The sequence below is a fragment of the Cryobacterium sp. N19 genome (assembly GCF_002929595.1).
GTDB lineage: Bacteria > Actinomycetota > Actinomycetes > Actinomycetales > Microbacteriaceae > Cryobacterium > Cryobacterium flavum.
This window is the reverse complement of sequence record NZ_PJJR01000050.1, coordinates 86,960-113,331: the sequence shown is the minus strand read 5'-3', so window position 1 is coordinate 113,331 and position 26,372 is coordinate 86,960. Positions and strand designations below refer to the sequence as shown.

The 26,372-nt window shown below is 66.3% G+C and carries 19 protein-coding genes and 1 tRNA gene; 13 read left to right on the top strand and 7 right to left on the bottom strand.

The features are described from left to right. The first annotated feature begins 51 nt into the window (after positions 1-51). Positions 52-921 carry a PHP domain-containing protein gene (locus tag CXY78_RS10200; protein ID WP_104089271.1) on the top strand — a complete coding sequence of 290 codons (870 nt, stop codon included), beginning with the start codon at positions 52-54 and terminating at the stop codon, positions 919-921. A 121-nt stretch (positions 922-1,042) separates the two neighbouring features. Here the strand turns inward: CXY78_RS10200 and CXY78_RS10195 are convergent, their stop codons facing one another. Next, entirely contained in the window at positions 1,043-2,617 is a 1,575-nt protein-coding gene (locus CXY78_RS10195) for a DEAD/DEAH box helicase (RefSeq protein ID WP_104089269.1), read from the bottom strand. 145 nt (positions 2,618-2,762) lie between these two features. Here CXY78_RS10195 and CXY78_RS10190 point away from each other — a divergent pair, with 145 nt between their 5' ends. Further along, on the top strand, positions 2,763-3,491 hold the full coding sequence (locus tag CXY78_RS10190) for a ferritin-like fold-containing protein (protein WP_104089268.1): 729 nt from the start codon (positions 2,763-2,765) through the stop codon (positions 3,489-3,491). A 15-nt stretch (positions 3,492-3,506) separates the two neighbouring features. Here the strand turns inward: CXY78_RS10190 and CXY78_RS10185 are convergent, their stop codons facing one another. Next, positions 3,507-3,815, bottom strand: a complete 309-nt coding sequence (locus tag CXY78_RS10185; protein ID WP_092341526.1) for a hypothetical protein — start codon at positions 3,813-3,815, stop codon at positions 3,507-3,509. A gap of 5 nt (positions 3,816-3,820) precedes the next feature. After that, positions 3,821-4,045, bottom strand: a complete 225-nt coding sequence (locus CXY78_RS10180) for a DUF3107 domain-containing protein (protein WP_092108379.1) — start codon at positions 4,043-4,045, stop codon at positions 3,821-3,823. 95 nt (positions 4,046-4,140) lie between these two features. Between CXY78_RS10180 and CXY78_RS10175 the strand changes: the two genes are divergently transcribed. Together CXY78_RS10175 and CXY78_RS10170 are read left to right on the top strand one after the other, a co-directional pair. After that, entirely contained in the window at positions 4,141-7,362 is a 3,222-nt protein-coding gene (locus CXY78_RS10175) for an ATP-dependent DNA helicase (RefSeq protein WP_233206152.1), read from the top strand. Beyond that, the gene (locus CXY78_RS10170; RefSeq protein WP_092341525.1) at positions 7,359-10,730 is read left to right on the top strand and encodes an ATP-dependent DNA helicase; all 3,372 of its coding nucleotides are present in this window, start codon (positions 7,359-7,361) and stop codon (positions 10,728-10,730) included. The genes CXY78_RS10175 and CXY78_RS10170 overlap by 4 nt, the downstream gene beginning before the upstream one ends. Here CXY78_RS10170 and CXY78_RS10165 read toward each other — a convergent pair. Beyond that, positions 10,613-11,761: a phosphotransferase gene (locus tag CXY78_RS10165; RefSeq protein ID WP_140425694.1), complete on the bottom strand. Its 1,149-nt coding sequence runs from the start codon at positions 11,759-11,761 to the stop codon at positions 10,613-10,615. The genes CXY78_RS10170 and CXY78_RS10165 overlap by 118 nt on opposite strands. 86 nt (positions 11,762-11,847) lie before the next feature. Between CXY78_RS10165 and nudC the strand changes: the two genes are divergently transcribed. After that, the gene (nudC, locus tag CXY78_RS10160; RefSeq protein WP_092341524.1) at positions 11,848-12,831 is read left to right on the top strand and encodes an NAD(+) diphosphatase; all 984 of its coding nucleotides are present in this window, start codon (positions 11,848-11,850) and stop codon (positions 12,829-12,831) included. 2 nt (positions 12,832-12,833) lie between these two features. Beyond that, complete coding sequence (locus CXY78_RS10155) at positions 12,834-14,543, top strand: ATP-dependent helicase (protein WP_092341523.1); 1,710 nt, start codon at positions 12,834-12,836, stop codon at positions 14,541-14,543. On the opposite strand, the gene CXY78_RS10150 is transcribed toward CXY78_RS10155, so the two are convergent. The 3 genes from CXY78_RS10150 to CXY78_RS10140 all read right to left on the bottom strand — a co-directional run bounded on the left by CXY78_RS10150 (position 14,434) and on the right by CXY78_RS10140 (position 17,885). Beyond that, entirely contained in the window at positions 14,434-15,213 is a 780-nt protein-coding gene (locus CXY78_RS10150; protein WP_092341522.1) for a TOMM precursor leader peptide-binding protein, read from the bottom strand. The two genes, CXY78_RS10155 and CXY78_RS10150, sit on opposite strands and share 110 nt — an antisense overlap. Positions 15,214-15,419: 206 nt before the next feature. Then, positions 15,420-16,430 (bottom strand): alcohol dehydrogenase AdhP, encoded by a 1,011-nt coding sequence (gene adhP / locus CXY78_RS10145; RefSeq protein WP_104089446.1) that lies wholly within the window; start codon positions 16,428-16,430, stop codon positions 15,420-15,422. Between the two features lie 153 nt (positions 16,431-16,583). Then, the gene (locus CXY78_RS10140) at positions 16,584-17,885 is read right to left on the bottom strand and encodes a zinc-dependent metalloprotease (protein ID WP_104089444.1); all 1,302 of its coding nucleotides are present in this window, start codon (positions 17,883-17,885) and stop codon (positions 16,584-16,586) included. Between the two features lie 210 nt (positions 17,886-18,095). Between CXY78_RS10140 and CXY78_RS10135 the strand changes: the two genes are divergently transcribed. The 7 genes from CXY78_RS10135 (at position 18,096) to CXY78_RS10110 (ending at position 26,367) form a co-directional block, all read left to right on the top strand. Further along, positions 18,096-19,199 (top strand): PDZ domain-containing protein, encoded by a 1,104-nt coding sequence (locus CXY78_RS10135; protein WP_104089266.1) that lies wholly within the window; start codon positions 18,096-18,098, stop codon positions 19,197-19,199. Positions 19,200-19,332: 133 nt separating this feature from the next. Further along, positions 19,333-22,248, top strand: coding sequence for a UPF0182 family protein (locus CXY78_RS10130; RefSeq protein ID WP_233197404.1), 2,916 nt, complete (start codon positions 19,333-19,335; stop codon positions 22,246-22,248). A gap of 221 nt (positions 22,249-22,469) precedes the next feature. After that, a tRNA-Met gene (locus CXY78_RS10125) sits at positions 22,470-22,543 on the top strand. A gap of 81 nt (positions 22,544-22,624) precedes the next feature. Further along, positions 22,625-22,750 carry a hypothetical protein gene (locus CXY78_RS21855; protein WP_255410030.1) on the top strand — a complete coding sequence of 42 codons (126 nt, stop codon included), beginning with the start codon at positions 22,625-22,627 and terminating at the stop codon, positions 22,748-22,750. 228 nt (positions 22,751-22,978) lie between these two features. After that, the gene (gene iolC / locus CXY78_RS10120; protein WP_104089265.1) at positions 22,979-23,941 is read left to right on the top strand and encodes a 5-dehydro-2-deoxygluconokinase; all 963 of its coding nucleotides are present in this window, start codon (positions 22,979-22,981) and stop codon (positions 23,939-23,941) included. After that, positions 23,938-24,819, top strand: coding sequence for a class I fructose-bisphosphate aldolase (locus CXY78_RS10115; RefSeq protein WP_092341519.1), 882 nt, complete (start codon positions 23,938-23,940; stop codon positions 24,817-24,819). Before iolC ends, CXY78_RS10115 begins: the two co-directional genes overlap by 4 nt. A gap of 36 nt (positions 24,820-24,855) precedes the next feature. Beyond that, positions 24,856-26,367, top strand: coding sequence for a CoA-acylating methylmalonate-semialdehyde dehydrogenase (locus CXY78_RS10110; RefSeq protein WP_104089263.1), 1,512 nt, complete (start codon positions 24,856-24,858; stop codon positions 26,365-26,367). Positions 26,368-26,372 lie beyond the last annotated feature (5 nt).

Sequence of the window (26,372 nt, the reverse complement as noted above, 5' to 3'; positions counted from 1 at the left end):
AGCGCTTCGCGCAGAGAGGAGGGGGCTCGGGTGGACAACTAGCATGGGGTGATGGCAGTCGCGCGGCAATTCCAGGGTCCGATCGATCTGCACGCGCACTCCAGCGTGTCGGACGGTACCGAGACGCCGGCCGAGCTGGTTCGTGCGGCATCCGCTGCGGGCCTGGGCACGATTGCCCTCACCGACCACGACTCCACGGCCGGCTGGGCCGAGGCATCCGCTGCCGCGCGCACCGACCGAATCACGCTTATTCCCGGAATGGAATTCAGCACGCGGGTACAGTACGCGAGTGTGCACCTTTTGGCATATCTCTTCGACCCGACCGATCCGGCCCTGCTGGCCGAGATGACCAGGGTGCGGGCGGCCAGGCTCAGCCGGGCCGAGCAGATGGTCGCTCGCATCGGGGTCGACTACGACCTGAGCTGGGACGACGTACTCGCCCAGACCACCCCCGATGCCACCGTTGGTCGGCCACACATCGCCGACGCCCTCGTGGCCCGCGGCCATGCCCGGAACCGCAGCGCGGCCTTCGCCGATATTCTGCACTGGAAAGCCGGCTACTTTCAACCGCACTACGCGCCCGACCCGCTGCGCGCGATCGAACTGGTGCGTGCCGCCGGGGGAGTGCCGGTCATCGCGCACCCCGCCACGCGCGGCATCAATGAGGTCGTCGAAGAGTCCCGGCTGAAGACCATGGTGGAGGCCGGCCTGTTCGGCCTCGAACTGGGTCACCGTGAAAACAACCCGGAACCCACCGCTCGGCTGTACGAACTCGCCGCCAAGTTCGGGCTGTTGGTCACCGGCTCGAGCGACTACCACGGTACCGGCAAGCCCAACCGGCTCGGCGAGAACACGACGGCCCCCGAGGTGCTCGACCGCATCATCGCGCAGGGGCGCGGCTCAGCTCCCGTCTACGGCTGATTCTCAACGGCTGACCGCAATAGCGGATGCCGGGGCACCAATACACAAATGCCCGGACCCAGGCTGGCACGGTCGAAACGGTGTCAGCCCGGATGCCGGGCCCTCATGATTTGATCAGCTGCTAGATGCTGCTGCCGGTCTGCGGTGAGCGACGACGGGTGCGGCTGCGACGCAGCGGCGCGTTGTTGCCGTCGTGGTGCTCGGCTCCGCCGCCATCGTGAGTGCCGGCTGCCGGGGTAGCGGCCGGGGCATCCGGATTGGTGCTGGAACTGACGCGAGTGCGCGACCGGGCGGGCCGGCCTTCGTCGGCGCCGGTGGTCACCGGGCTCGTTGCCGCCCGATCGGCTGCGCGCGTTGAATCACCACGACCGCGGCCACCCTCGGATCGACCACCGCGCGGTGCGCCGCCGGACCGACCGGAGTCCGAGCGACCGCCAGCGCCGCTGCGTGCCCCGCCCGAGCGACCGGCGCCACCGGTGCGAGTGTCGCCAGCAGCGACGTCTTTAACCGGGGTTGCACGCAGGCGGCCCTTGGAACCGGCCGGAATGTTCAGGTCGGTGTAGAGGTGCGGCGACGAAGAGTATGTTTCCATCGGTTCGGGCTGGCCGAAGTCCAGCGCCTTATTGATCAGCGACCACTTGTGCAGGTCGTCCCAGTCGACGAAGGTGACGGCGATTCCGGTCTTGCCGGCGCGGCCGGTGCGACCGACGCGGTGCAGGTATGCTTTCTCGTCTTCGGGAATGGTGTGATTGATCACGTGGGTGACGTCTTCGACGTCGATACCGCGAGCAGCGACATCCGTTGCGATCAGGATTTCTTTCTTGCCGCTCTTGAAGCTGGCCATGGCGCGTTCGCGCTGTTCCTGGTTGAGGTCGCCGTGCACGGCCGTGGCATTGAAGCCGCGGTCGCCGAGTTCTTCGACGAGCTTCGCGGCGGCGCGCTTCGTGCGGGTGAAGATGATGGTCTTGCCGCGGCCCTCGGCCATGAGGATGCGGCCGATGACCTCGTCCTTGTCCATGTTGTGGGCACGGTAGACGAGGTGCTCGATGTTGGCCTGCATGAGGCCTTCGTCGGGGTCGGTCGCACGAATGTGGATCGGGCGGTTCATGAAGCGACGGGCGAGGGCCACGATCGGCCCGGGCATCGTCGCCGAGAACAGCATGGTGTGGCGAGTGGACGGCGTCTGCGCGAACAGCTTCTCAATGTCGGAGAGAAAACCGAGGTCGAGCATCTTATCGGCCTCGTCGAGCACCATCTCGCGCACGTTGGCAAGGGTGAGCAGACGCTGGCTGGCCAGGTCGAGCAGGCGCCCGGGGGTGCCGACCACGATCTGCGCGCCAGCCTTGAGCTGTTCGATCTGTCCCTCGTAGGCCTTGCCGCCGTAGATGGAGACGATCTTGGTGTTACGGCCGGCCGCAGCGAGCTCGAGGTCCTCGGAAACCTGAACGCACAGTTCTCGGGTTGGAACGACGATGAGTGCCTGCACGCCGGGCTCGGGGTCGAGGCCGAGGCGCTGAATGACCGGAAGGCCGAAACCGAAGGTCTTGCCGGTGCCGGTCTTGGCCTGGCCGATGATGTCCTGGCCGGCCAGGGCGAGGGGGATGGTCTGGGTCTGAATGGGGAACGGTTCGAGGATGCCCTTGGCTGCAAGGGAGTCGACCATGTCCTGGTCAATATTAAGTTCGGAGAAAGTCACGAATGTATGCCTGTCATTAACTGGAAGCGAAGTGCGCCCGTTTTTGCGTCTCGGGCAGCGGCCGCCGATCCTTGCCGGCGACGTAATTCCACCTTACTGCCCCGCCTGTACCGCGGCCACAGGCGCGCTGTCCTAAGCTAAGCCCGTGGTCACGTGGTTCGGTCGGCGCCCGCAGCGCAATGAAGCTCCCCGGCTTTCCGCCCGCGGGGCGCTCCAGCCAACCGAAAAAGTGGACATCAGTTCCCTCGCTCCCGGTGTGCAGCATTTTCTCGGCCAGGCCGCCTACTGCGAGCTCGGCGAGTTCGAAAGCCTGGCCCGCGCCGTGGCGACAGCGCCGAACCTCGCCGTGAAGGAAGGCCTCAGCGCCGCCGCCGGTCGGGCCCTGAGCAAGCATCACGGCCTGATCACCGAGATTCGTCGCCGCGGGCACGAGCCAGCCACCGAGATGGCCCCGTTCGTCGCCGGCCTCGATGAGTTTCGCCAGAAGACCAGCGGTGCGAACTGGCACGAGCTGCTGCTGAGCTGCTACCTCGCCGGCGGTCTTCTCGACGACTTCTTCATTCGACTCTCTGACGGCCTGCCGCGCGACATCGGCCCGCGGGTGGCGCAGCTGCTCGGCGAGGATTCCGGCACCGACGTGCTCGTGCACGAACTGCAGACCGCCATCGAAAACGACGTGGCGCTCGGATCCCGGCTGGCCATGTGGGGTCGCCGACTCGTCGGAGACACCCTGCTCGTGGCCCGGTCGGCGATGCCAGCCGCCGATCCTGGTAGTGACCGAGGCGACGGAGCCGAGGCGCGCATCGAACCGGTCTTCACCGAGCTCATCGCCGCACACACCCGCCGCATGGACGGACTCGGCCTCACTGCTTAGCGAGCGCCCCGAACGCTACGCGGTGTCGGGCGAGCCGGTTTTGGCGAGGAGTTGCAGCATCCGCTGGTCGGCGTGAATACGTCGTCGACTAATCACCAGGTTCAGCACAACGGATGCAGCGGCGGCGGCCCCGAGAGACACCCACCAGATCCACCCGCCGGCCCAATCCCAGCCGAGCCAGGTCAGCCCGACCCAGACCGCGGATGCCGCGACCGTTCCGATCGCCGGAACCAGCACCGAACCCTGGGTGGACCGCCCGGGCAGAAAATACCGCGCGGCGAGGCCGATGACCGCGCCGAACAGCGCGACGAACAGCAGTTCCATGTGCGTTAAGCGACGAAACCGACGCGGCGTGACTCTTCGCTGCCGAGTTCGACGTAGGCCAGGCCCACGGTCGGAACGATGTAGACGCGACCCTTGCTGTCGCTGAGCTTCAGGTAGCCGGTCTGACCGGAGAGGGCCGCCGCAACGGTCTCCTCAATCTCGGTCGCTGGCTGCGAAGTCTCAAAACCAATCTCCCGGGGAGAGTTGAAAATACCAATGCGAATATCCACCGAACTGCCTTTCGTAGCCTTGCGCCCAGAGTACGACAGAACGCAGACCAGCCCTGACCGATTTCACTGTCGGCGCAACCCGTTACCGTTGAAATGTGACCAACCTCGACCTTGATGCCGCCCAGCAGGCCGTTCTCGACCTCCCCGACGGGGTGAGTGGCGCGGTGATCGGCGCGCCAGGCAGCGGCAAGACCATGACGCTCGTCGAACTCGTGGCCGATCGGGTCTTGAACCGTGGCTATTCGCCGAGCGAGGTTCTGGTGCTGGTGCCGACCCGCGCCGGTGCCACAGCCCTGCGCGACCGGCTCGCACTGCGCCTCGGTGTGCCCACCAACGGTCCGCTGGCTCGCAGCGCCAACTCGGTGGCCTTTCAGATTGTGCGTTCCGCCGTGGCCCAGGCCGGTGATCCTCCGCCCACGCTGCTCACCGGTGGCGAGCAAGACCAGATCATCGCCGAACTGCTGCAGGGCCACCTCGACGACGGAGCAGGGCCGGCCTGGCCGGCCACGCTCGGTGCCGACGTGCGCCGCCTGCGCGGTTTTCGCACCGAACTGCGCGACCTCATGATGCGAGCGGTGGAATACGGGGTGACCCCTGGCCAGCTCGAGCGTTTCGGCCTCGGTCGGCCGGAGTGGGTTGCGGCGGCCGAGTTCATTCGCGGCTACGAGGAGGCCAAAGACCAGGCTCGCCCGGGCCAGTTCGACTCCACCGAGCTTGCCCGCTATGCCGCCGCGATCGTGGCCGGTGCCGAGGCAGGAATGGCGGGCGTTGCAACACTCGGTTCGCTGGCCGGCTTGCGCTTGATTGTGCTCGACGATGCGCAGGAGGTCACCCAGGCCACGCTCACCCTGCTCGCCCAGTTTCAGGCGCGCGGGGTAGCGATCGTCGCCGTCGGCGACCCCGACATCAGCACCGGCTCGTTCCACGGGGCCCGCCCGGATGCCCTGGGCCGTCTCGGCTCGTACCTGCGTCCCGGCGTGCCCGCAGACGGCGGCCGGGTGGCCGCGCCGATCGTGCTGGGGACGGTCTACCGGCACGGGTCGGGCATCCGTCGTGTCGTCGCGGAGATCACCAGCCGGATCGGGGCGGCAGCGGCCGGAACCCAGCGTGCCGCGGCCAGCATCGAACAAGCCAGCATCGAACCGGCCACGATCGAACAGACGAGTGTGACGGCCGTTCCGGGCGAACATCTCGACCAATCCGTGCACACCGTCGTTGCGAGCAGCCCGGCCGATCAGCTCGCTGTGATCGCCCGGTTGCTGCGCGAACGCCACGTGATCGACGACATTCCGTGGTCCCGCATGGCCGTGATCGTGCGCACCGGGTCGCTGGTCCCTTCGATCTCCAAGGGGCTCGCAGCCCTCGAAGTGCCGACCCAGATTTCGACGGCGAGCACCGCGCTGCGCGACGAGTACGCGGTGCGGGCCTTTATCCTGGCCCTCGAAGTAATCCTCGGCCGTAAGCCGCTCGCCCCGGAAGCAGCGACCCTGCTGCTGCGCGGCCCGCTCGGCGGACTCGACCCGATCACCCTGCGCCGGCTGCGCGCAGCGCTGCGCCAACAGGAGCTGGCCACTGACAACGCCGAACCGCGCAGCGCTGACGACCTGCTCGTTGCCGCCCTCCTCGACCCCGAGCTGCTCCTCACCATCGACAACCGCACCGCCCGCCGTGCGGCCGGCTGCGGAGCCAGCCTGCGCCAGGCCAAAATCGAATACGACGCTGGCGCCACCATCGAAGAACTGCTCTGGGGCCTGTGGCAGCGCAGCGGTCTCGAGCGAGAGTGGAAAGAACAGTCCACCGGAACCGGAATCGTCGCCGACGAAGCCAACCACAACCTCGACGCCGTCGTCGCCCTGTTCTCCGCCGCCCAGCGCTATGTCGAGCGCACGCCATCGGCCCCGCCGGTATTGTTCCTCGAACACCTCGTCGACACGGATGTGCCCGAAGACACCCTCGCGCCGCGCTCGCTCGGCGCTGCCGTCATCGTGTCGACGCCGAGCGGCACCATCGGACGGGATTTCGACATCGTCGTGCTCGCCGGCGTTCAGGCCAACGTCTGGCCCGACCTGCGCATCCGCGGGTCACTGCTCGGCGCCGGTGACCTGGCCCTGGTTGCTTCGGGACAGGGCGATACGGGGCTGGCCGGAACCGCTGCCCGCAACCAGGTACTCCACGACGAACTGCGCATGTTCGCCCAGGCCGCCAGCCGGGCCACGACCGAACTGCTCGTCACCGCCGTAAGCAATGAAGAGAACGAACCCTCGGTGTTTCTGCGCCTGCTGCCCGCGCCTGAGCCCGACCTGGGCGTTGACGATCTTGGCCGCTACCCCCTGTCGCTGCGCGGCCTGGCCGGGCGGCTGCGCCGCGACCTAACCCGCGCCATCCGCTCGCCGGCTCGCACCGACTCCGAGACGGTCGCCCGGGCAGCGGATGCCGCGGCCACGCTGGCCCGCCTGGCCAGCGAAAACGTGCCCGGCGCTGCGCCCGACCAGTGGTACGGGCTGACCGACCCCAGCACCGTGCGCCCGCTCAACGATCCAGAGGCCGGCGACGAGCCCGTGCGGGTCTCGCCGTCGCGCATGGCGGCCTTCGAAACCTGCCCGCTGCACTGGCTGATCGGCCAGGTCGGCGGTGGCAGCTCGAACACCGCAGCGAACCTCGGCACGATCATTCACAAGGTCATGGAAGACGCGACCGATCGCCGGCCCGAAGCGCTCTGGCAGGGCGTGGAGGCGCGCTGGAATGAGCTCGACTTCGACGCTGACTGGCAGTCGCGCGTGCAGAAGGTCGCAGCCAGGGAGCTCACCGACCGGCTCGCCTCCTACCTGCTCGATTTCGAACGCGGCGGTGGTGAGCTTTTGAGCGCCGAGGGCACCTTCACGCTTGAGGTGAGCGGTGCCGTGCTCTCCGGCACCATCGACCGGGTGGAACGCCAGGCCGACGGCCGGGCCGTGATCGTCGACCTGAAAACCGGCAAGGGTGACGCGACCAGCGATGTCGGCGTCGCGGAGCATCCGCAACTCGGCGCTTATCAGCTAGCGTTCCAGGACGGCGTCATCGAGGGCGTGTCCGGGGATATGGACCTGGCCGGGGCCCGCCTGGTCATCGTCTCGTCCGGCACGGTCAAACAGAATTACCGCAATCCCACCCAGCCCGCCTTCACGCCGGAGCAGCTCGTTGCTTTCCGCGAGCGGGTCGGTGCCGACGCGACGGGCATGGGCGGCGCCACCTTCATCGCCGAGATCACCTCGCACTGCCTCGACCCGCGGTCCCACGGGTCCTGCCGAATCCACGTCATCAAGCAGGTCAGCTCATGAGTCTCAGCACGACGATCTCGACAATTTCGGCCCTCGACATCGCCGCGCAACTCGAACTGCCGCCGCCCACCAGCGAACAGCAGGCGGTGATCGAGGCGCCGCTCACTCCCACCCTGGTGGTCGCCGGAGCCGGCAGTGGCAAGACCGAGACCATGGCCAACCGGGTGCTCTGGCTGCTCGCGAACGGCCACGCCCGTCCCGACCAGATTCTCGGGCTCACCTTCACGCGGAAGGCAGCCGGCGAACTGGGAGAGCGCATCAACCGGCGCATCACCGAGCTCGACCGAGCCGGCCTCATGCCGATGATCGCCGGCACCGATGACGGCGATGACTCCACCGCAGCGGCGGGTTCCGACCTGTTCAACACTCCGAACGTCTCCACCTACAACTCCTTCGCCAGTCGCCTGTTCACCGACAATGCTCTGCTGCTCGGCCGGGAACCGGAGTCGGTTCTGCTGAGCGAAACGAGCGGCTGGCTGCTCGCCCGGCGGGTCGTCATCGAGCACGGCGACGGCCGCCTCGTGCCGTTCGGCAAGAGCCTCGACCAGGTCACCGACGCCGTGCTGCAGCTCAGTCGCGCCCTCGCCGAGAACCCGCCAGCCTGGCACGACGGCGCCCCGGGAGCGCCGCACGACCTCGCCGCTCTGGCCCAGAGTTTCGCCTACCTCCCCGATCTGCCCTACGGCAATCCGCGCAAGAAGAAGCCCTACGATTCGGCGGTCGAGTCCCTGGCCTCGGTTGCACCGCTGCCGGTGCTGGCCGAACTCGCCGCGCACTACAGCAGCGAGAAGCGGCGCCTCGGCCTGATCGAGTTCTCCGACCAGGTGGCCCTTGCACTCCAGGTCTGCCAGAAGGTCGATGCGGTCGTCGACCGCTACCGCGACCAGTATCGGGTGGTGCTGCTCGATGAATACCAGGACACCTCGGTGTTGCAGACCGAGCTGCTGCACACCCTGTTTCGTGACCACCCGGTGATGGCGGTCGGTGACCCGCACCAGTCGATTTACGGATGGCGCGGTGCCAGTTCCGCAAACCTGCTCGGCTTCGCGCAGGATTTCAGCGCCGCAGCGTCCGCTCCGACGATGTCGCTGTCGTTCACCTGGCGCAATCCCGCTCGCGTGCTGGATACCGCCAACGCCCTCGTCGCGCCGCTCAGCGAAGCCTTGCGGGCCAAGCCGGGCGGAATCCAGGTCGAAACGCTCAAGGTGCCGACCGGCACCAGACCAGGCACTGTCGACGCGGTCATGGCGCAAACCATCGCCGAGGAGGCCGGCGCGGTCGCCGACTGGTTTGCCGCCCGGCTGGTCGGCGACCACGGGCCCGCCGACTACAGCGGCGCGATGCTGTTTCGTGCGCGCCGCGAGATGGACTACTTCGCCGAGGTACTGCGGGCGCACGGTGTGCGCGCCCACGTGCTCGGCCTCGGCGGGTTGCTCTCGACCCCGGAGGTCGCCGATGTCGTGAGCGTGCTGCGTGTGGTGCACGACCCGGCTGCCGGCAGCGAACTGGTACGCCTGCTCAGCGGCGCCCGCTACCGGGTCGGCGCCCGCGACCTCGCGGCGCTCGCCGACGTGGCGCGCTGGCTGGCCGGACATGACTGGGCGCAGCAGGCCATCTCGGCCGATCTACGGGGCAAGCTGCGGGCATCCGTCGCCGGCGACGAGGGCAGTTCCCTTGTCGATGCGCTCGATTTTCTCGGCACTGCGCCTGACTCCCACGGCCAGTTCGACGGGTTCAGCGAGCTGGGGCGCGCCCGCGTGCAGTCGGCCGGTCGGCAGCTGGCCTGGCTGCGATCCCGCGCCGGCCTGCCGCTGCTCGACTTCGTGCGCCTGATCGAGCAGGAATTTCGGCTGGACATCGAACTGACCGCGAACGAGGCCAACGATCTCGGACTGGCCAACCTGTACTCCTTCCACGACACGGTTGCCGCCTTCCTCGACAGTGACGAGCAGGGCACCCTGGCCAGTTTTCTGCGCTGGCTGAAGCGCGCGGAGCTGCAGGATGACCTCGGCCCGCGCGCCGAACTCTCCGAACAGGGCACCGTGCAGCTGCTCACGATTCACGGCGCCAAGGGCCTGGAATGGGACTTCGTAGCTATTCCCAACCTGACCGAGAAGAGCCTCCCCGCGGCTGCTCGCGACACCAGCGGCTGGCTGCGTTTCGGCGAACTGCCCTACGGTTTTCGCGGCGACCGCTCCGAACTGCCCGAACTTGAAATCATCGGCCACGAGACCCAGCTCGACTACGAGCTGGCTTTCCAGACCTACAAGGCCGAGCTGGCGACACGGCACGACGACGAAGAACGCCGGCTCATCTACGTGGCCACCACCCGCGCCAAACGAGAGTTGCTGCTGACCGGCTCGTTCTGGGGCCCCGGATCGACCATGCGGCGGCCCAGCCGCTACCTGACCGAACTCGCCGAGGCCGGCCTCATCCCCGCCATCCCCGACACGAGCGACGAGGTCGTCAAGCCGGATTCCGCCGAGGACGGCACCGAACTGTGGCCGTTCGACCCGCTCGGTACCCGTCGCGCGCTCGTTGAAGCCGCAGCGACCCGCGTGGCGGGCAGCCAAGCGGATGCCCCCACCCGCTGGTCCCACGCGGTCACCCTGCTGCTCGAGGAACGCGCCCTGCGGCTGGCCGGTGGCGCGGCGGCCCCCGTACCCACCCGCATTCCGGCCTCCCGGTTCAAGGATTACGTCGACGACCCGGCCGGAGTCGCCGCCGAGCTGCGGCGCCCGATGCCGCAGCGTCCCTATCGGGCCACGCGGCTGGGAACTCTGTTCCACTCCTGGGTGGAGAGCCGCGCCGGCGGTGCCACCGGTACCGACCGCGTCGATGCCGCACTGAACGAACTCGACTTCGGCACCGACGACGACGGCGGTACCGGCACGCTGAGTGACCTCGGGGTGCCGGAGCAGGAGCAATTCGCGGTACTGCAAGCTACCTTCGAACGGTCCGAATGGGCCGATCGGGCGCCCGTCGACGTCGAGATTGAAATTCACCACGTGCTCGGCGGCCAGGTCTTTGTCTGCAAGCTCGACGCCGTCTACCAAACGCCGACCGGGTTTCAGGTGGTCGACTGGAAAACCGGGCGGGCACCAAAAAACGCCGCCGACCTCGAACTCAAGCAGACGCAGCTCGCGCTCTACCGATTGGCCTATGCCCGGTGGAAGGGGATCGATCCGAGCATTGTCGACGCGGTGTTCTACTTCGTGGCCGACGACACCGTCATAGCCCCGGAGCGTCTCTACTCCGAGGCAGACCTTCTCGCCGCCTGGTCTGGGGCGATGACCCCGGTGCTCGACGAAGCATCCTCGGAGTCGTCGTCGGATTCGGAATCGATGGTCAGTCCCGAGAAGTTGTAGCTGTCGGTGTGCATCGCTGCGTGCTGGTCGTAATCCCGAGCGGCGCGCGGCATGTGGTCGAGCATGGTCTCCACGTCGTCGACGGTCATGATCGGGCCGGTTTCGGGGGAGAGCGGCTGCTGGGTATGGCTGTGCACGGTATCGACGAGCCCGTCGAGCATGGCGACGGCGTCATCGACGATGGACTGGTCGTGGCTGCTCGCGCCGTGCAGCAGCCAGCGGGCCAGCTCGAGCTCGGCATAGAGCATGGCGCGCTGGGTGATGTGGGTATCACTGCCCTGGCGTGCGTTCGAGTAGGCATCGATGGCCAGTTCGGCGGCGTTACCGCGCGCGGCAAGCAACCAGTGCAGGTCGCGGGCCGGGTCACCGACGGCCAGGCCCGACCAGCCGAGAATGCCCGACACGGCGTCGTCGGTGATCAGAATGGAATCGGCCGACATCGACCCGTGAACCACGGCCGGTGCGAACTGCCACAGCGCATCGTCGTCGGTGGCCTGTTCCCAGCGGCGCAGAAGCGCGGCGGGCAGGTAGCCCGTGTTGGCGGCGCGGTCGATCAGGTCGATCGTATCCTTGCGACACTGTTCCGCGCTCTGCTGGGGAAGCCCGGCGGTGCCGATGAAGGCGCTCGGCAGTGAGTGGATCGCGGCGATGGCCCGCCCGATCGACCCGGAGACGCCCTCGTGCCCGGTGAGGGCATCCGCATCGAAATTGTCACCGGCCAGCAGCTCGTAGACGACCGCGCGGGTACCTTGAATCGGCGTCTGGCCGACATATTCCGGAACGTCGAACGGCAGCCGGCTGCGATTGCCGGTGGTGAGCGCGCGCAACGCCACGAGGTCAGCGGACTGCTCCGTTTCGGCCGACTGGCTGGTAGGAACGCGAATGATCAGCGCCCGCCCGTCTCTGTCGATGACGAGCGCCGAGTCGAACAGTCCGTGCGCGCCGGCACTGTGCTTACGGGCGTAGGCCACGTCGAGCCCCGGAACAGCGGAGGTGGCTAACGCGGCTAGAGTGAGTTGAGTTCTGGCCATGCCTACTAGGTTAGATCGAATTACGCACCTGCTGGTTATTCGCCACGCCTCCACACCCACGTTCTCGCAGAGCTCGGAGATTCACCATGTCGTTCACTTTCACGACGCGGTTGCCGCTGTCTCGGCACGCGATCGACCGCGATCATCTCAGCCGTGGCGTTCCCGGGCTGTTCGACCAGCTCTGGGCGGATGCCGCCACCCGCGTTCTGCCCGTCTGGCACGGTAAAATTCTGCTCGCGCCAAAGGACCACACCGGCGCCGTGCACCTCGCCCTGCTGTCGCCGACGAGCCTGCCGATGAGTGCACAGAACCCGAGCCTGCGCGTCTACCTGGGCCGGTCGCTCTCGACCGACCTGCCCGAAGCATTCGGGACGCAAATCGTCGCCGTGCAGCTCGATGATGCCGCCGCTGTCGGCCTCGAGTCCGATTCCACGCGCTGGGTCGGCCTGCGCACGGTCGCGACCGTGCTGGATGACCGTGACGCCGGCCTGTTTACCGAGGCCCTCGGCGTGCTCAACTGGCACGCCTCACACGCTCACTGCCCGCGCTGCGGCGCCGCAACTGTGGTCGAAGAGGGCGGTTGGGTGCGTCGCTGCCCGGTCGACAACAGCCAGGTTTTTCCGCGCACAGACCCGGCCGTGATCGTGCTCATCACCGACGCCGACGATCGCATTCTGCTCGGCTCCAACGCTATGTGGGAGAACAACCGATATTCGTTGCTCGCGGGTTTCGTCGAACCCGGCGAGGCCCTGGAATCGGCCGTGATCCGCGAAATGTTTGAGGAATCCGGCCTGAGGGTCACCGACCCGGCCTATGTCGGCTCGCAGCCGTGGCCGTTTCCGGCCTCGGTCATGTGCGGGTTCACGGCCCGGCTAGCCGACGACCAGCCCGCCCACGACCTGCTGCCCGATGGCGCCGAGATTCTGGCGCTGCGCTGGTTCAGCCGGCAGGAACTGCAGGACGCCGGCGAGTGGATGCTGCTGCCCGGCCCGTCCTCGATCGCGCACGCCATGATCGAGCGCTGGCTCGGCGCCCCGCTGCCCGCCGCGACGGAACTGATCCGACCGTGACGGTGACCGCCGATTCCTTACTGAAAGGCCTCGACGAGCAGCAGCGGATTGCCGCCGAAGCGCTGATCGGCCCGGTCTGCATGCTCGCCGGGGCCGGCACCGGCAAGACCCGCGCCATCACCCACCGCATCGCGCTCGGCGTGCTGACCGGCGCCTATGCTCCCAACCGGGTCATGGCGCTCACCTTCACGAGCCGCTCGGCCGCCGAACTGCGCGGTCGTCTGCGGCAGCTCGGCGCCGGGGGAGTGGCCGCGCGCACCTTCCACGCCGCCGCGCTGTCCCAACTGAACTACTTCTGGCCGCACGTCGTCGGCGGGCAGGCACCACGCATCCTTGACGGCAAGGGGCGCATTCTCGGCCACGCCGCCGAAGCCCTGCACCTTAAAATCGACACCGCCACCCTGCGCGACCTCGCCGCCGAGGTGGAATGGCGCAAGACCAGCGGCCTGAGCATCGAGCAGTACGCTGCCGGCATCGCCAGACGCAGCCTGCCCGGTCGGCTCGATGTGGACCAGGTGGTCGCCCTGCAGCAGACCTACGAGAAGCTCAAAGACGATCGCAAACAGATCGACTTCGAAGACGTGCTGCTCGCCATGGCTGGCATGATCGAGGCCGAACCGTCGGTGGCACTGCAGGTGCGCGAACAGTACCGATTCTTCGTCGTCGACGAATACCAGGACGTCTCCCCGCTTCAGCACGACCTGCTCGCACTCTGGCTCGGCGACCGCCGCGACCTCTGCGTCGTCGGCGATGCCAGCCAGACCATCTACTCCTTCGCCGGCGCCCGCAGCGACTACCTGCTCGACTTTCCCAAACACTACGAGGACGCCACCGTGGTGCGGCTTGAGCAGAACTACCGGTCAACGGCGCCGATCGTGGCCACTGCCAACCAGCTCATGCGCGGCCGTTCCGGCGCGCTGACCCTGCACGCCGCACAGTCCGACGGCGGCCCCGATCCGACAGTGCGCGGCTATGCCTCCGATATGGCCGAGGCGCGCGGCGTCGCCGAGCAGATCCTGCATCTCATCGACACCGGCACCAAACCCGAAGACGTGGCCGTTCTGTTCCGGGTCAACGTGCAGGCCGCGCTGCTCGAAACGGCGCTGACCGAGGTGGGGGTGAGCTACCAGATTCGCGGGGCCAAACGGTTCTTCGACCTGCCGGAGGTGAAGCAGGCGGTGATGAGCCTAAGGGCGGCATCCGTTTCGATCGTCGGGGAACCGCTGTTCAAGTCGGTCAGCGACGTGTTGCGTTCGCTCGGCTGGAGCCAGACGGCGCCGGAGACGCGCGGCGCGGTGCAGGCTCGGTGGGAATCCCTCAATGCCCTGATGGGGCTGGTCGACCAAGCCGCACCGGGAACCACATTTCGCCAGTTCACCGACGAGCTGATGGAACGCCAGGCCGGCCAGCACGAACCGACCGTGTCGGCCGTGACGCTCGCCACGATGCACTCAGCTAAGGGCCTCGAATGGGATGACGTGTTCGTGGTCGGGCTCAGCGAAGGTCTCGTGCCGATCAGCTATGCCAGCACCTTCGATCAGATCGACGAGGAACGTCGTCTGCTCTACGTCGGCATCACCCGGGCCCGCCGCCGACTCGCGCTCAGCTGGTCGTCGTCGGGTGTGCAGGCTCGCGCGCCTCGGGAACGGTCTCGTTTTCTGCAAGAGCTTGGCAGCCGCACCGCTCGTGGAGCCGGTGCTCGCTCCGCGTGACGGTACCGGTGACGGCGTCGATGCTCAACGACCGGGCGAACACCGCTGACCGGCCCGTCTCCAGGCGATCCTGTACGAGCCCGGCCACTCGGGCGGCCACCTCAAAACTCAGCCTGGGCGTTTCACTCGGGGCCTGTCGCGGGGCCAGCTGGCAGGCCATGGCCGGCCATGCCGGATCAGTGTCAACGTGTGCCAGTTCCAGGCAGGTCAGGCAGGGCCCCTGGCCCGGTTCGACCAGCGGCCCGACCCGCGCCGCGCTGTCGCTGAACACCACCGGAAGGTGCGGAATATCACGGCGCAGCCAGTGTCCGTGACGCTCGGGTGAGAAAACGTACTGCCCGACCAGCACGGCCAGGTCGGGTTCGTCGCCGGGCAGCGGATCCTCGATGCCGAGGTTGGACAGCAGGGTGCGCACCCGAAAAGCGGTCGGCCCGACGCCGTCAACGAGCACGGTGCGGGGCAGGGGCGTGACCGTGGGTTCTGCATCGTCCGGCACGTACAGCAGTGCCGGCTCGAGCAGTTCGAGCAGGTGCGCCACCTCCGCAGCGGATGCCCCGGCGAGGGTTCCCAACAGCAGCGCACCCGATCGATGCACCCCAGCAGTGAGGGCTGACAGCACGGCTTCGTGGGCGAGAGTGAGCCCGCCGATCGTGACGATGGCGTGGTCCACGCCGAGTTGGACGCAATCCGGTGTGCGTCAGACCAGTGGGTATCGTGGGTTCAGTCGGAGGGCCATGCCGACATGATGACGCACCTGGCCAGAACGCGGAGAAGTTATCCACAGGCACACCAGAGGTGCGGGCGCGACCACGCTCGAACATTGGGATTCGAACGTATCCGCAGCCCGCACCTCAGTGCAGATCGTGGTGGGGCAACCTAGTAGCGGATGACCACGCGACCGTCGATCTTGCCGTGCTTCATCTCGTCGAGTACCTCGTTGACCTCGTCGATGCGGCGTTCGGAGACCGTGGGGTGAATCTGGCTGCGCGCGTAGAACTGCAGGGCTTCTTCCATGTCCTGGCGGGTACCCACGATGGAGCCGCGAATAGTGAGGCCCTTGAGCACGATGTCGAAGATCGGGGCTGGGAAGTCTCCCGGCGGCAGGCCGTTGAAGACGATGGTGCCGCCACGACGGGTCATGCCGATTGCCTGGCCGAAGGCGGCCGGGTGAACCGCGGTCACGAGTACGCCGTGCACTCCGCCGGTGGCTTTCTGAATGGCGGCGACCGGGTCTCCGTCAAGAGCATTGATCACGAGTTCGGCGCCGTGCTTGCGCGCGAGCGCGAGCTTGTCGTCGGCGATGTCGACGGCGGCAACGCGCAGGCCCATCGCCTTGGCATACTGCACGGCGATGTGACCGAGGCCACCGATGCCGGAGATGACGACCCACTGGCCCGGACGGGCCTCGGTCATCTTGAGGCCCTTGTAGACGGTGACGCCGGCGCACAGCACCGGGGCGATTTCGATCGGGTCGGCGCCGTGAGGAATGCGCACGGCGAAGCGGGAGTCGACGAGCATGTACTGTCCGAACGAACCGTCGACGCTGTAGCCGCCGTTCTGCTGCGCTTCGCAGAGGGTCTCCCAGCCGGTACGGCAGTACTGGCAGCTGCCACACGCGCTCCAGAGCCACGCGTTGCCGACCAGGTCGCCGACGGCGAGGTCATCGACGCCGGCGCCGAGGGCGACGACCTCGCCGACACCCTCGTGGCCGGGAATGAATGGCGGGCTCGGCTTGACCGGCCAGTCGCCCTCAACGGCGTGCAGGTCGGTGTGGCAGACACCGCTGCTGATCAGTTTGACCAGGGCCTGGCCGGGGCCGGGGGTTGGTACCGGTACCTCATCGATGGTGAGGTTCTGGCCGAACTCGTGCACGACGGCCGCGTGCATGGTCGTGGGCACCCGGGTGGATTTTTTCGGATCGCTCTCGGTAATCGTCATTGCCAAACTCCTTCGTTTGGGACATTTCGTCCGTTGCACGACGGTAGATCAGCAAAGGTTGCCGCAACGTTGCGACCCCCCCCTGAGGGGTAGAAAAGTGTTCTATTCCTCGTGCGGGCGCTCGGCACCGTCATCGCGCAGCAGGTCTTCGAGAGCCTGGTCGACGTCGTCGAGCACGTCGGGCTCGCCACGAGCCGCACTCGTGAGGCGAGCAATGAGCTTCTGGGGATCGTCGATGTCCTGCTCGGTGGGCAGCAGATCGGGGTGCGACCAGAGCGCGTCGCGCGCTTCGTTACCCACGGCATCCGTCACGGCCTGCCACAGGGCAGCAGCCTCCCGCAATCGGCGCGGGCGAAGCTCAAGACCGACGAGGGTCGCGAAGGCGGATTCGGCTGGGCCACCGGAGGCTCGGCGGCGTTTGACCGTCTCGGCGATGGCATCCGCTTTGGGCAGTCGGATGGTGGCGCGAGCGGTGACGATGTCGACCCAGCCTTCGACCAGGGCGAGCATCGTTTCGAGGCGGGCCAAGGCTGAAATCTGTGACTCGTCCTGTTGCTGGATGAGCGAACCGTCGACCATGGCCTGACGCAGGTCTTCCGGGTTCGACGGGTCGAAGCTTCCGGCGAGTTCTTCGAGCCGGCTGGAGTCGATACTGATTCCGCGCGCGTAAGCGGTGACCGCGCTGGTCAGGTGCAGGCGCAGCCAGCGGGCATGACGAAACAGACGGGCGTGGGCGATCTCGCGCACGGCCAGGTAGATCTGCACCTGGTCTGCGGGAACGTCGAGGCCGTTGCCGAAGTCGGCAACGTTCTGGGGGAGCAGTGCAGCCTGCTGCTCGCCGAGCAGCGGAATGCCGACGTCGCCGCCGCTGACGACCTCGCTGGCGAGCTGGCCGACGACCTGGCCGAGCTGCATGGCGAACAGGGTGCCGCCGATACTGCGCACGAGCTGGCTCGCGTTGGCGACCATGCCCTGCATCTCCTCGGGCACCTGCTCGGCGAAGACGCGGGTCAGAGAGTCGGAGATGCTCGTGGCAACGGGTTCGGCCAGCTGAGTCCAGAGCGGCATGGTCGCGGTGACCCATTCGCGGCGGGTCATGAGGCGTGGTTCAACGGTCAGTTCGGCCACGGAGATGACGTCATCGAGCCAGAGCGCCGCAATGTGAAAGGCCTGACGCAACTGGGTCTGCTGCTCATCGGTCGCCATGAGCTGGCCGTTGGCCGCTCGCTGCTGGCCCTGGGTGAGCGCAATCTGCCAGTCCACGCCGGTGCCCTGGGAGTTCATGGCACCCTGGAGCTGTTGCATGAGGGCGGCCACGCTGGCCGGATCGTTCGGCAGGCCGGCAGCACCGGCAAGCTGGCTCGGGTCGATTCCGCTCTTGCCACTCAGAATGTCGCGCAGCATGTCACGAAACTCGTCGCTCGGCTCGTTCGGGTTCTGATCGTTCGGGGGTAGGGAGTCGTCGGCCACTTCAGGCCCCTCTCAGTTGCATACTTCTACGCTAGTGCGAGTAGCCCGCTCGGGGCTGGGAAATATCCTAGGCTGAAGGGCTTGCTGTGCGCCCGTCGCGAACACGACCCGTAACCAGACCAGTACCAACACGGAAGGAGCACGGTGGCTCTCTTCACCCATGACTCACCGGCACCCACCAGTGCACGGCGCCGGCGCCCATCGTTCGGCTGGATGGCGCTGCTGATCGCACTCGTCGCCGGGGTGATCCTGGGTATCATGCCGGCCCCCTACGTCATCGAGAAGCCAGGCCCGGTCTTCAACACCCTCGGCTCTGCCACCGACGCCGATGACGTCGAAACGCTGCTCATCACCATCCCCGACGAGACGGTCTACCCGACCAAGGGCACGCTGGATCTGCTCACCGTGTCGTTGCTCGGCAATCGGGAGAACCGCCCGAGCTGGCTCACGGTTGCCGGAGCCTGGCTCGATCCGAGCGAGGCCGTACTGCCCATTGATCAGGTCTTTCCCGAGAACGTCAGTACCGAGCAGCGCGACGCGCAGTCGAGCGCCGACATGATCAATTCCCAACAGGATGCCATCGCCGCCGCACTCACGCACCTCGGCTACGACTACCCCACGACGGTCACGGTGGTCAGCCTGCCCGATGGTTCTCCGGCCGCGCGAGTCATCGAGCGCAAGGACCAGATCGCCGCGGTGAACGGCCAAGCGGTGGCCAATGTCGCCGAACTGCGCGCTGCCCTGCAGGTCAACGGCGCTGATAAGGCGGCGAGCATCGACATCCTGCGCGGCGGTGTCGCGCAAACCGTCTCGGTCACGCCGATCGACAACGACGGAACGGTGGTGGCCGGAGTCAACGTGTCGGTCACCTATGACTTTCCGTTCGAGGTGCAGATTCAACTCGACAAGGTCGGCGGCCCCAGTGCCGGGATGATGTTCGCGCTTGGCATCATTGACAAGCTCACCCCTGGCCAGTTGCAGGGCGGCGAAAACGTGGCCGGCACCGGAACCATCGATCAGTCCGGCGCGGTGGGACCGATCGGCGGCATCCAGCAGAAACTGCACGGCGCACTTGAGAGTGGAGCAACCTGGTTTCTGGCCCCAGCGGACAACTGCGACGAGGTGACCGGCAATATCCCCGATGGTCTGACCGTGTTCTCGGTTTCGACGCTCGATCAGGCGCTCACGGCCCTCGAGGGAATCAAGACCGGCGACACGAGCGACCTGCCCACCTGCCCGGTTAAATAGCGAAAGATTATAGTCCCCTCGACGCGTGGCAGTGATGACTCTCTCAGGGGCGCTTAAGTAAGATGGAGGCTGACCCTGATCATGTAGTCAATGATCACCCTGTACCCAACGACTGAGCGCAAGAGGCCAATTCGTGAGTTCATCAGCAGCCGACAACGCCCCACGGCGCAGCCGAGCCCCGCTAGCAATCACCGCAGCAATTATCGCAGGGTTGGTGATCCTGTTCTTTATCTTCGCCGGACTGTATACCGATGTGTTGTGGTTCGACCAACTCGGGTTCCTTAATGTGCTGACCACCCAGTGGATCGCCGGCAGCGTGCTGTTCCTGATCGGGTTCGTCGCCATGGCCGTGCCGGTGTGGGTGAGCATCCAGCTGGCCTACCGCCTGCGCCCGGTTTACGCGAAGCTCAACTCGCAGCTTGATCGCTACCAGCAGGTCATTGAGCCGTTGCGTCGCCTTGCGATGTACGGTATTCCCGCCCTGCTCGGCCTCTTCGCCGGTGTGGCCGCAGCCACCCGCTGGCAGACCGTGCTCATGTGGCTCAACCGCACCGAGACCGGGCGCGTTGACCCGCAGTTCAACTTTGACATCTCCTTCTATCTGATGGACCTGCCGTTTTACCAGGCCGTGCTCGCCTTTGCATCCGCTGTGGTGCTCATCGCGGCCCTCGTCACGGTCGCGACGAGCTACCTCTACGGTTCCATTCGGGTGTCCGGCCGCGAGGTGCTCATCTCCAAGGCAGCACGTGTGCAGATCGCCGTCACTGCGGCGCTGTACCTGTTGCTGCAGGCAGTGAGTATCTGGTTCGACCAGTACTCCACCCTCACCAACCAGGGTTCGCTCATTACCGGTGCCGGCTACACCGACGTAAACGCCACCATCCCCGGCCGTGCGATTCTGGCCGGCATCGCCGCCGTCGTCGCCCTGCTCTTCATTCTCACGGCCATCATCGGCCGCTGGCGCCTGCCGGTCATCGGAACCGCGCTGCTGATCGTGTCGAGCCTGCTGATCGGCTCGCTCTACCCCTGGGTCGTCGAGCGCTTCCAGGTGGAGCCGAGCGCCAAGGCCCTCGAGGCCCCGTATATCGAGCGCAATATCGACCTCACGCGTGATGCCTACGGCGTCGCCAACATCGAGGAGATCGCCTACGACGCGAAGACCACCGCCGAGCCGGGCGCCCTGCGTGCCGACGCCGCGACCACCGCGAACATCCGTATCCTCGACCCAGCACTGGTGAGTGACTCGTTCGGCCAGCTCGAGCAGTTCCGCCAGTACTACCAGTTCCCGAATAATCTCGATGTCGACCGCTACATGATCGACGGCGTGTCGCAGGACACCGTCGTCGCCGTTCGTGACCTCAACCTTGACGGCCTGAACACCGGTAACACCTGGGTCAACTCGAAGACCGTCTACACCCACGGCTATGGTGTGGTGGCCGCTTACGGCAACCAGCGCTCGGTCGACGGGCAGCCCGTGTTCCTCGAATCCGGCATTCCCACGAGCGGTGCGCTCGGTGATTTCGAACCGCGCATCTACTTCGGCGAGACCTCGCCCGAGTACTCCATCGTCGGCGCCGAAGACGGCGTCGATCCGATCGAGCTGGACTATCCGTCGGGCACCGAGGGTGCCGGGCAGACCTATACGACGTTCTCCGGCGACGGCGGACCGAAACTCGACAACGCGTTCAAGAAGCTCATCTACGCGCTCAAGTTCCAGTCCGAGCAGATCTTCCTGGCCGCGTCGGTCAACGACAAGTCAGAGATTCTCTACGATCGTGACCCGGTGACCCGCGTGCAAAAAGTTGCGCCGTACCTGACACTGGACTCCGACGCCTACCCTTCGGTCGTCGACGGGCGCGTGAAGTGGATCGTCGACGGGTACACCACGTCGGCGAGCTACCCGTACTCGACCCCGGTGAGCCTGAGCGACGCCATCGCCGACACGCAGACGCCGGCTCAGCCGTATGCGCTGGACAGCATCAACTACATGCGCAACTCGGTCAAGGCCACGGTTGACGCCTACAGCGGCGAGGTCACCCTCTACGCCTGGGATGACACCGAGCCGCTGCTGCAGACCTGGCAGAAGATCTTCCCCTCCACGCTCAAGCCCATGAGCGAGATGAGCGGCGACCTGATGAGCCACGTGCGCTACCCAGCCGACCTGTTTAAGGTGCAGCGGGCCATCCTCGGCCAGTATCACGTCACCGATCCGGGTTCGTTCTACTCCAAGGACGACGCGTGGATCTCGCCGAACGACCCCGACTCGCCCGCGACCAACCCCACCCTGCAGCCGCCGTACTACCTCACCATGCAGGTACCCGGATCGGACAAGCCGTCGTTCTCGATGTACTCCACTTTCCAGCCGGAAGCGACCGGTGAATCCAGTCGTAACGTGCTCTACGGCTACCTCGCCGTGGACGCCGACGCTGGATCAGTAGACGGTGTCAGAGCGGATGGTTATGGCCAGCTGAGACTCCTCAACCTGCCCAAGGACGGCACCGTGCCCGGTCCCGGCCAGGTGCAGAACGTCTTCAACGCCGACCCGACCGTCTCGACCGAGCTCAACCTGCTGCGGCAGGGATCGTCGACCGTGCTGAACGGTAACCTGCTAACCCTCCCGGTCGGTGGCGGACTGCTCTACGTGCAGCCGGTCTACGTGAAGTCAACGGGTGAGACCAGCTACCCGCTGCTGCAGAAGGTGCTCGTGGCCTTTGGTGATCAGATCGCATTCGAAGATACCCTGAACGGTGCCCTCGACGTATTGTTCGGCGGCGACTCTGGTGCGACGGCCGGTGACACGGCCGTACCGGACACGGCTGCCACGGGTGGTGCGACCGGTGAGACGCCGGCCACGGGCACGGACGTGCCCAGCACCTCGACCGGTGATCCGGCAACGGATGCTGAACTCAAGTCGCTGCTCGCCGTCGCCAAGACCGCGATTGCCGACAAGGCAACCGCACTCGCCGCCGGCAACTTCGCCGACTACGGCACGGCGGACGCCAAGCTCTCCCAGACGATCGCGAGCATGCTCGCCCTGCTCGGCGAGTAGTTCGACCCCGAACAACCGGACGCAAGCCCTCACCCGTCTCGGGTGGGGGCTTGCGGCCTTTGTGCGCTGCGCCGCGGGAGGGGGCTTTTGAATATTTTCCTTGCGGCGAGCCATTCCATGGTGTTTGATGCCATTAGAGATGCAGATTCGGTGCCCAATTGGCGATATCAACCCAAAGTGGTCAACCGTGCTTTCAGGGTGTGCTAAATTTGTTCTTGTAGCGCGGGGTGGAGCAGTTCGGTAGCTCGCTGGGCTCATAACCCAGAGGTCGTAGGTTCAAATCCTGCCCCCGCAACAGATGCCCCCGGAACCCTTGGTTCCGGGGGCTTTTTCGTGCCGGTCTCCTTATCCGTGGCAGTGCCGTAGCGTTGCCGTCATGAGCAATGACGCGACCATGGCCATCGACACCGAGCTGGCCGATGCGCGAGCAGCCACCACCTTTGTGGCCGGCGGGCAGCATCCGTTTAGTCGTCGCTGCACCCTACGCGACAACCATCGGTGATGACGACGCTGCGAGCGTTGTCTCCGGGAGTCTCGCCAACCTCACGGGCTGGGCGACGGGGCGAACGACGCGGAGCATTTCTTCAGCTGAGACACCCGTTCCGGCGGCACCGCGCTGGCTCTGAAAAACTTATTGTGAATATGTCATGACATTAAGCTCAATGGGCGCTACTGTGGAGGAACGGCGACAAGCCGACCACTTCTAGTTCAGAAAGTTGTACATCGGCGTATGACGACTTCACCGCGATCCCCCCACGACGTGCTCACGATCGGCCGCGTCGGCGTTGATATCTACCCGTTGCAGGACGGTGTCGGCCTCGAAGATGTCTCGACCTTCGGCAAGTACCTCGGGGGCAGCGCCACCAACGTCGCCGTCGCGGCTGCGCGCCACGGACTGAACTCAGCGGTGATCACCCGCACCGGAAACGACCCCTTCGGCAATTACATTCACCAGGAGCTCCGCCGCCTCGGCGTGAGCGACGAGTTCGTCTCCGGCGTGCCCGACCTGAACACGCCGGTCGTGTTCTGCGAGATCTTTCCGCCCGACGACTTTCCCCTCTATTTCTATCGGGCACCCAAAGCTCCCGACCTGGTCATCAATGCAGACGAACTCGACCTGGACGCCATCAAGAACGCCCGCATCTACTGGTCGACCGTCACCGGCCTCAGCGAAGAACCCAGCCGATCCGCTCATTTCGCGGCCTGGCAGGCTCGTGGTCGCAGCCCGCTAACCATTCTCGACCTCGACTACCGGACCATGTTCTGGGCCTCACCCGAAGAGGCGAGCGCCCAGGTGGCACTCGCCCTCGGCCAGGTGACTGTTGCCGTCGGCAACAAGGAAGAGTGTGAAGTCGCCGTCGGCGAGACCGAACCGCTTCGGGCCGCCGACGCACTGCTCGAACGCGGCATCGAACTGGCCATCGTCAAGCAGGGTCCCAAGGGCGTGCTCGCGAAAACGCGCACCGAAACCGTCGAGGTGCCGCCGTACTTCGTCGACGTCGTCAACGGCCTCGGCGCCGGCGACAGCTTCGGCGGGGCACTCTGCTACGGACTGCTGCAGGACTGGCCGCTGCGCCGTATTCTGCAATTCGCCAACGTGGCCGGCGCCATCGTGGCCGGCCGCCGCGAATGCTCGACAGCAATGCCCACGACCACGGACGTTGAAGAAATTCTGAAGGGACTGTCAGCATGACCACGCTGGACTTCGACGCCCTGCGGCATGCCCGCGCGACGCAGCCCGAGCGCATCGGCGAAATTCTTGCCAGCCGCACCCGCCGCGAGCTGATTCGCGGCGACGGGCGCCTGTTCATCGTGGCCGCCGACCACCGCGCCCGCGGTGCGCTCGGTGTGCGCAACGATGCCAACGCCATGGCCAACCGCTATGACCTGCTTGAAAGCATCGCCACCGCGCTCTCCCGCCCGGGCGTCGACGGCGTGCTGGGCACCCCCGACATCATCGACGACTTGGCCCTGCTCGGTCTGCTCGACGACAAGATCGTGGTCGGTTCGATGAACCGCGGCGGGCTCTGGGGTTCGTCGTTCGAGATGGACGACCGCTACACCGCCTACGACATCGACAAAATCAAGCGCGACCGGCTCGACTTCGCCAAGAACCTCGTGCGGATCAACCTCGAAGACGCCGGCTCGCTGGCTACCCTCGAGGCGACAGCGCTCGCCGTCAGCGAAGCGGCCAAGTGCGGCATTCCCATTATGCTCGAACCGTTCATGAGCTCCTGGGCCAATGGTCGCGTCAAGAACGACCTCACAACGGATGCCGTCATCCTCTCGATTGCCATCGCCGAGGGCCTCGGCAACTCCAGCGCCTACTCGTGGCTGAAGCTGCCGGTCGTTGCCGACATGGCTCGCGTTATGGCCGCCACCACCCTGCCGACCCTGCTCCTCGGCGGTGACCCGGTCGGCGAACAGGAAGAAACGTTCGACTCCTGGCGGAACGCCCTCGGGCTGCCCGGCGTGCGCGGCCTCGTTGTGGGCCGCAGCCTGCTCTACCCGAGCGACGGCAACGTCGAGGCGGCCATCGATACCGCTGCCGAACTCGTGCACGGCGCCTAAAACTCCTATCCACTCTCGTTCAGAAAGAAGTTCACTTTGCCTACAACAGCAACAGACCTGGCCCTCGTTGCGCACTGGATCGACGGAAAAGAACAAGCAGGAACTTCCGGCCGCACCGCGCCGGTCTTCGATCCTGCCCTCGGCACGGTCAGCAAGAACGTGTCGCTCGCGGACCAGGCCGAGATTGCGGCCGCCATCGCGAGCGCCAAGGCCGCCTTCCCGGCTTGGCGCGACCTGTCGATCGCCAAGCGCCAGCAGGTTTTGTTCAGCTTTCGCGAACTGCTGAACGCCCGCAAGGGTGAAATGGCCGAGATCATCACGAGCGAGCACGGCAAGGTGCTCTCCGACGCCCTCGGCGAGATCTCGCGTGGCCAGGAGGTCGTGGAATTCGCCTGCGGCATCCCGCACCTGCTCAAGGGCGACTACTCCGAGAATGTCTCTACCGGTGTCGACGTCTACTCCACCCCCCAGGCCCTCGGCGTTGTCGCCGTGATTAGCCCCTTCAACTTTCCGGCCATGGTGCCGATGTGGTTCTTCCCGCTCGCCCTCGCGGCCGGCAACGCCGTCATCCTCAAGCCCAGCGAGAAGGACCCGAGCGCGGCCATCTGGATGGCCAAGCTGCTCAAGGAAGCCGGACTCCCCGACGGTGTGTTCACCGTGCTGCAGGGTGACAAGGAATCCGTCGACGGCCTGCTCGAGCACCCCGACGTGAAGGCCATCTCCTTCGTCGGCTCGACCCCGATCGCCCAGTATGTCTACGAGACCGGTACACGCCACGGCAAGCGCGTGCAGGCTCTCGGCGGAGCCAAGAACCACATGCTCGTGCTGCCCGACGCCGACGTTGACCTTGTCGCAGACTCGGCCATCAACGCCGGCTTCGGCAGCGCGGGGGAGCGCTGCATGGCCATCAGTGTCATCGTCGCGGTCGAACCCGTCGCAGACGTGCTGATCGAAAAGATCGTCACCCGCATGAACACCCTCACCGTCGGCGACGGCCGTCGTTCCTGCGACATGGGCCCGCTGGTCACCGAGGTGCACCGCGACAAGGTCGCCAGCTACATCGACATCGCCGCCACAGACGGCGCCACGATCGTCGTCGACGGCCGCGGCATCGAGGTGAACGGCGACCCGAACGGATTCTGGCTCGGCCCGACCCTGATCGACGCCCTGCCGGTGACCTCCAAGGCGTACACGGAGGAGATCTTCGGACCGGTACTCTCAGTGGTACGCGTTGCGAGCTACGAAGAGGGCGTCGACCTGATCAATTCCGGAGCGTTCGGCAACGGAACCGCCATCTTCACCAACGACGGCGGCGCGGCCCGCCGTTTTCAGAACGAGATCGAGGTGGGCATGATCGGCATCAACGTTCCGATCCCCGTGCCCGTGTCGTACTTCTCCTTCGGTGGCTGGAAGAACTCACTGTTCGGCGACACCAAAGCGCACGGCGTAGAGGGTGTGCACTTCTTCACGCGCGGCAAGGCCATCACCAGCCGCTGGCTCGACCCGAGCCACGGCGGCATCAACCTCGGCTTCCCGCAGAACGCCTAGGCCAC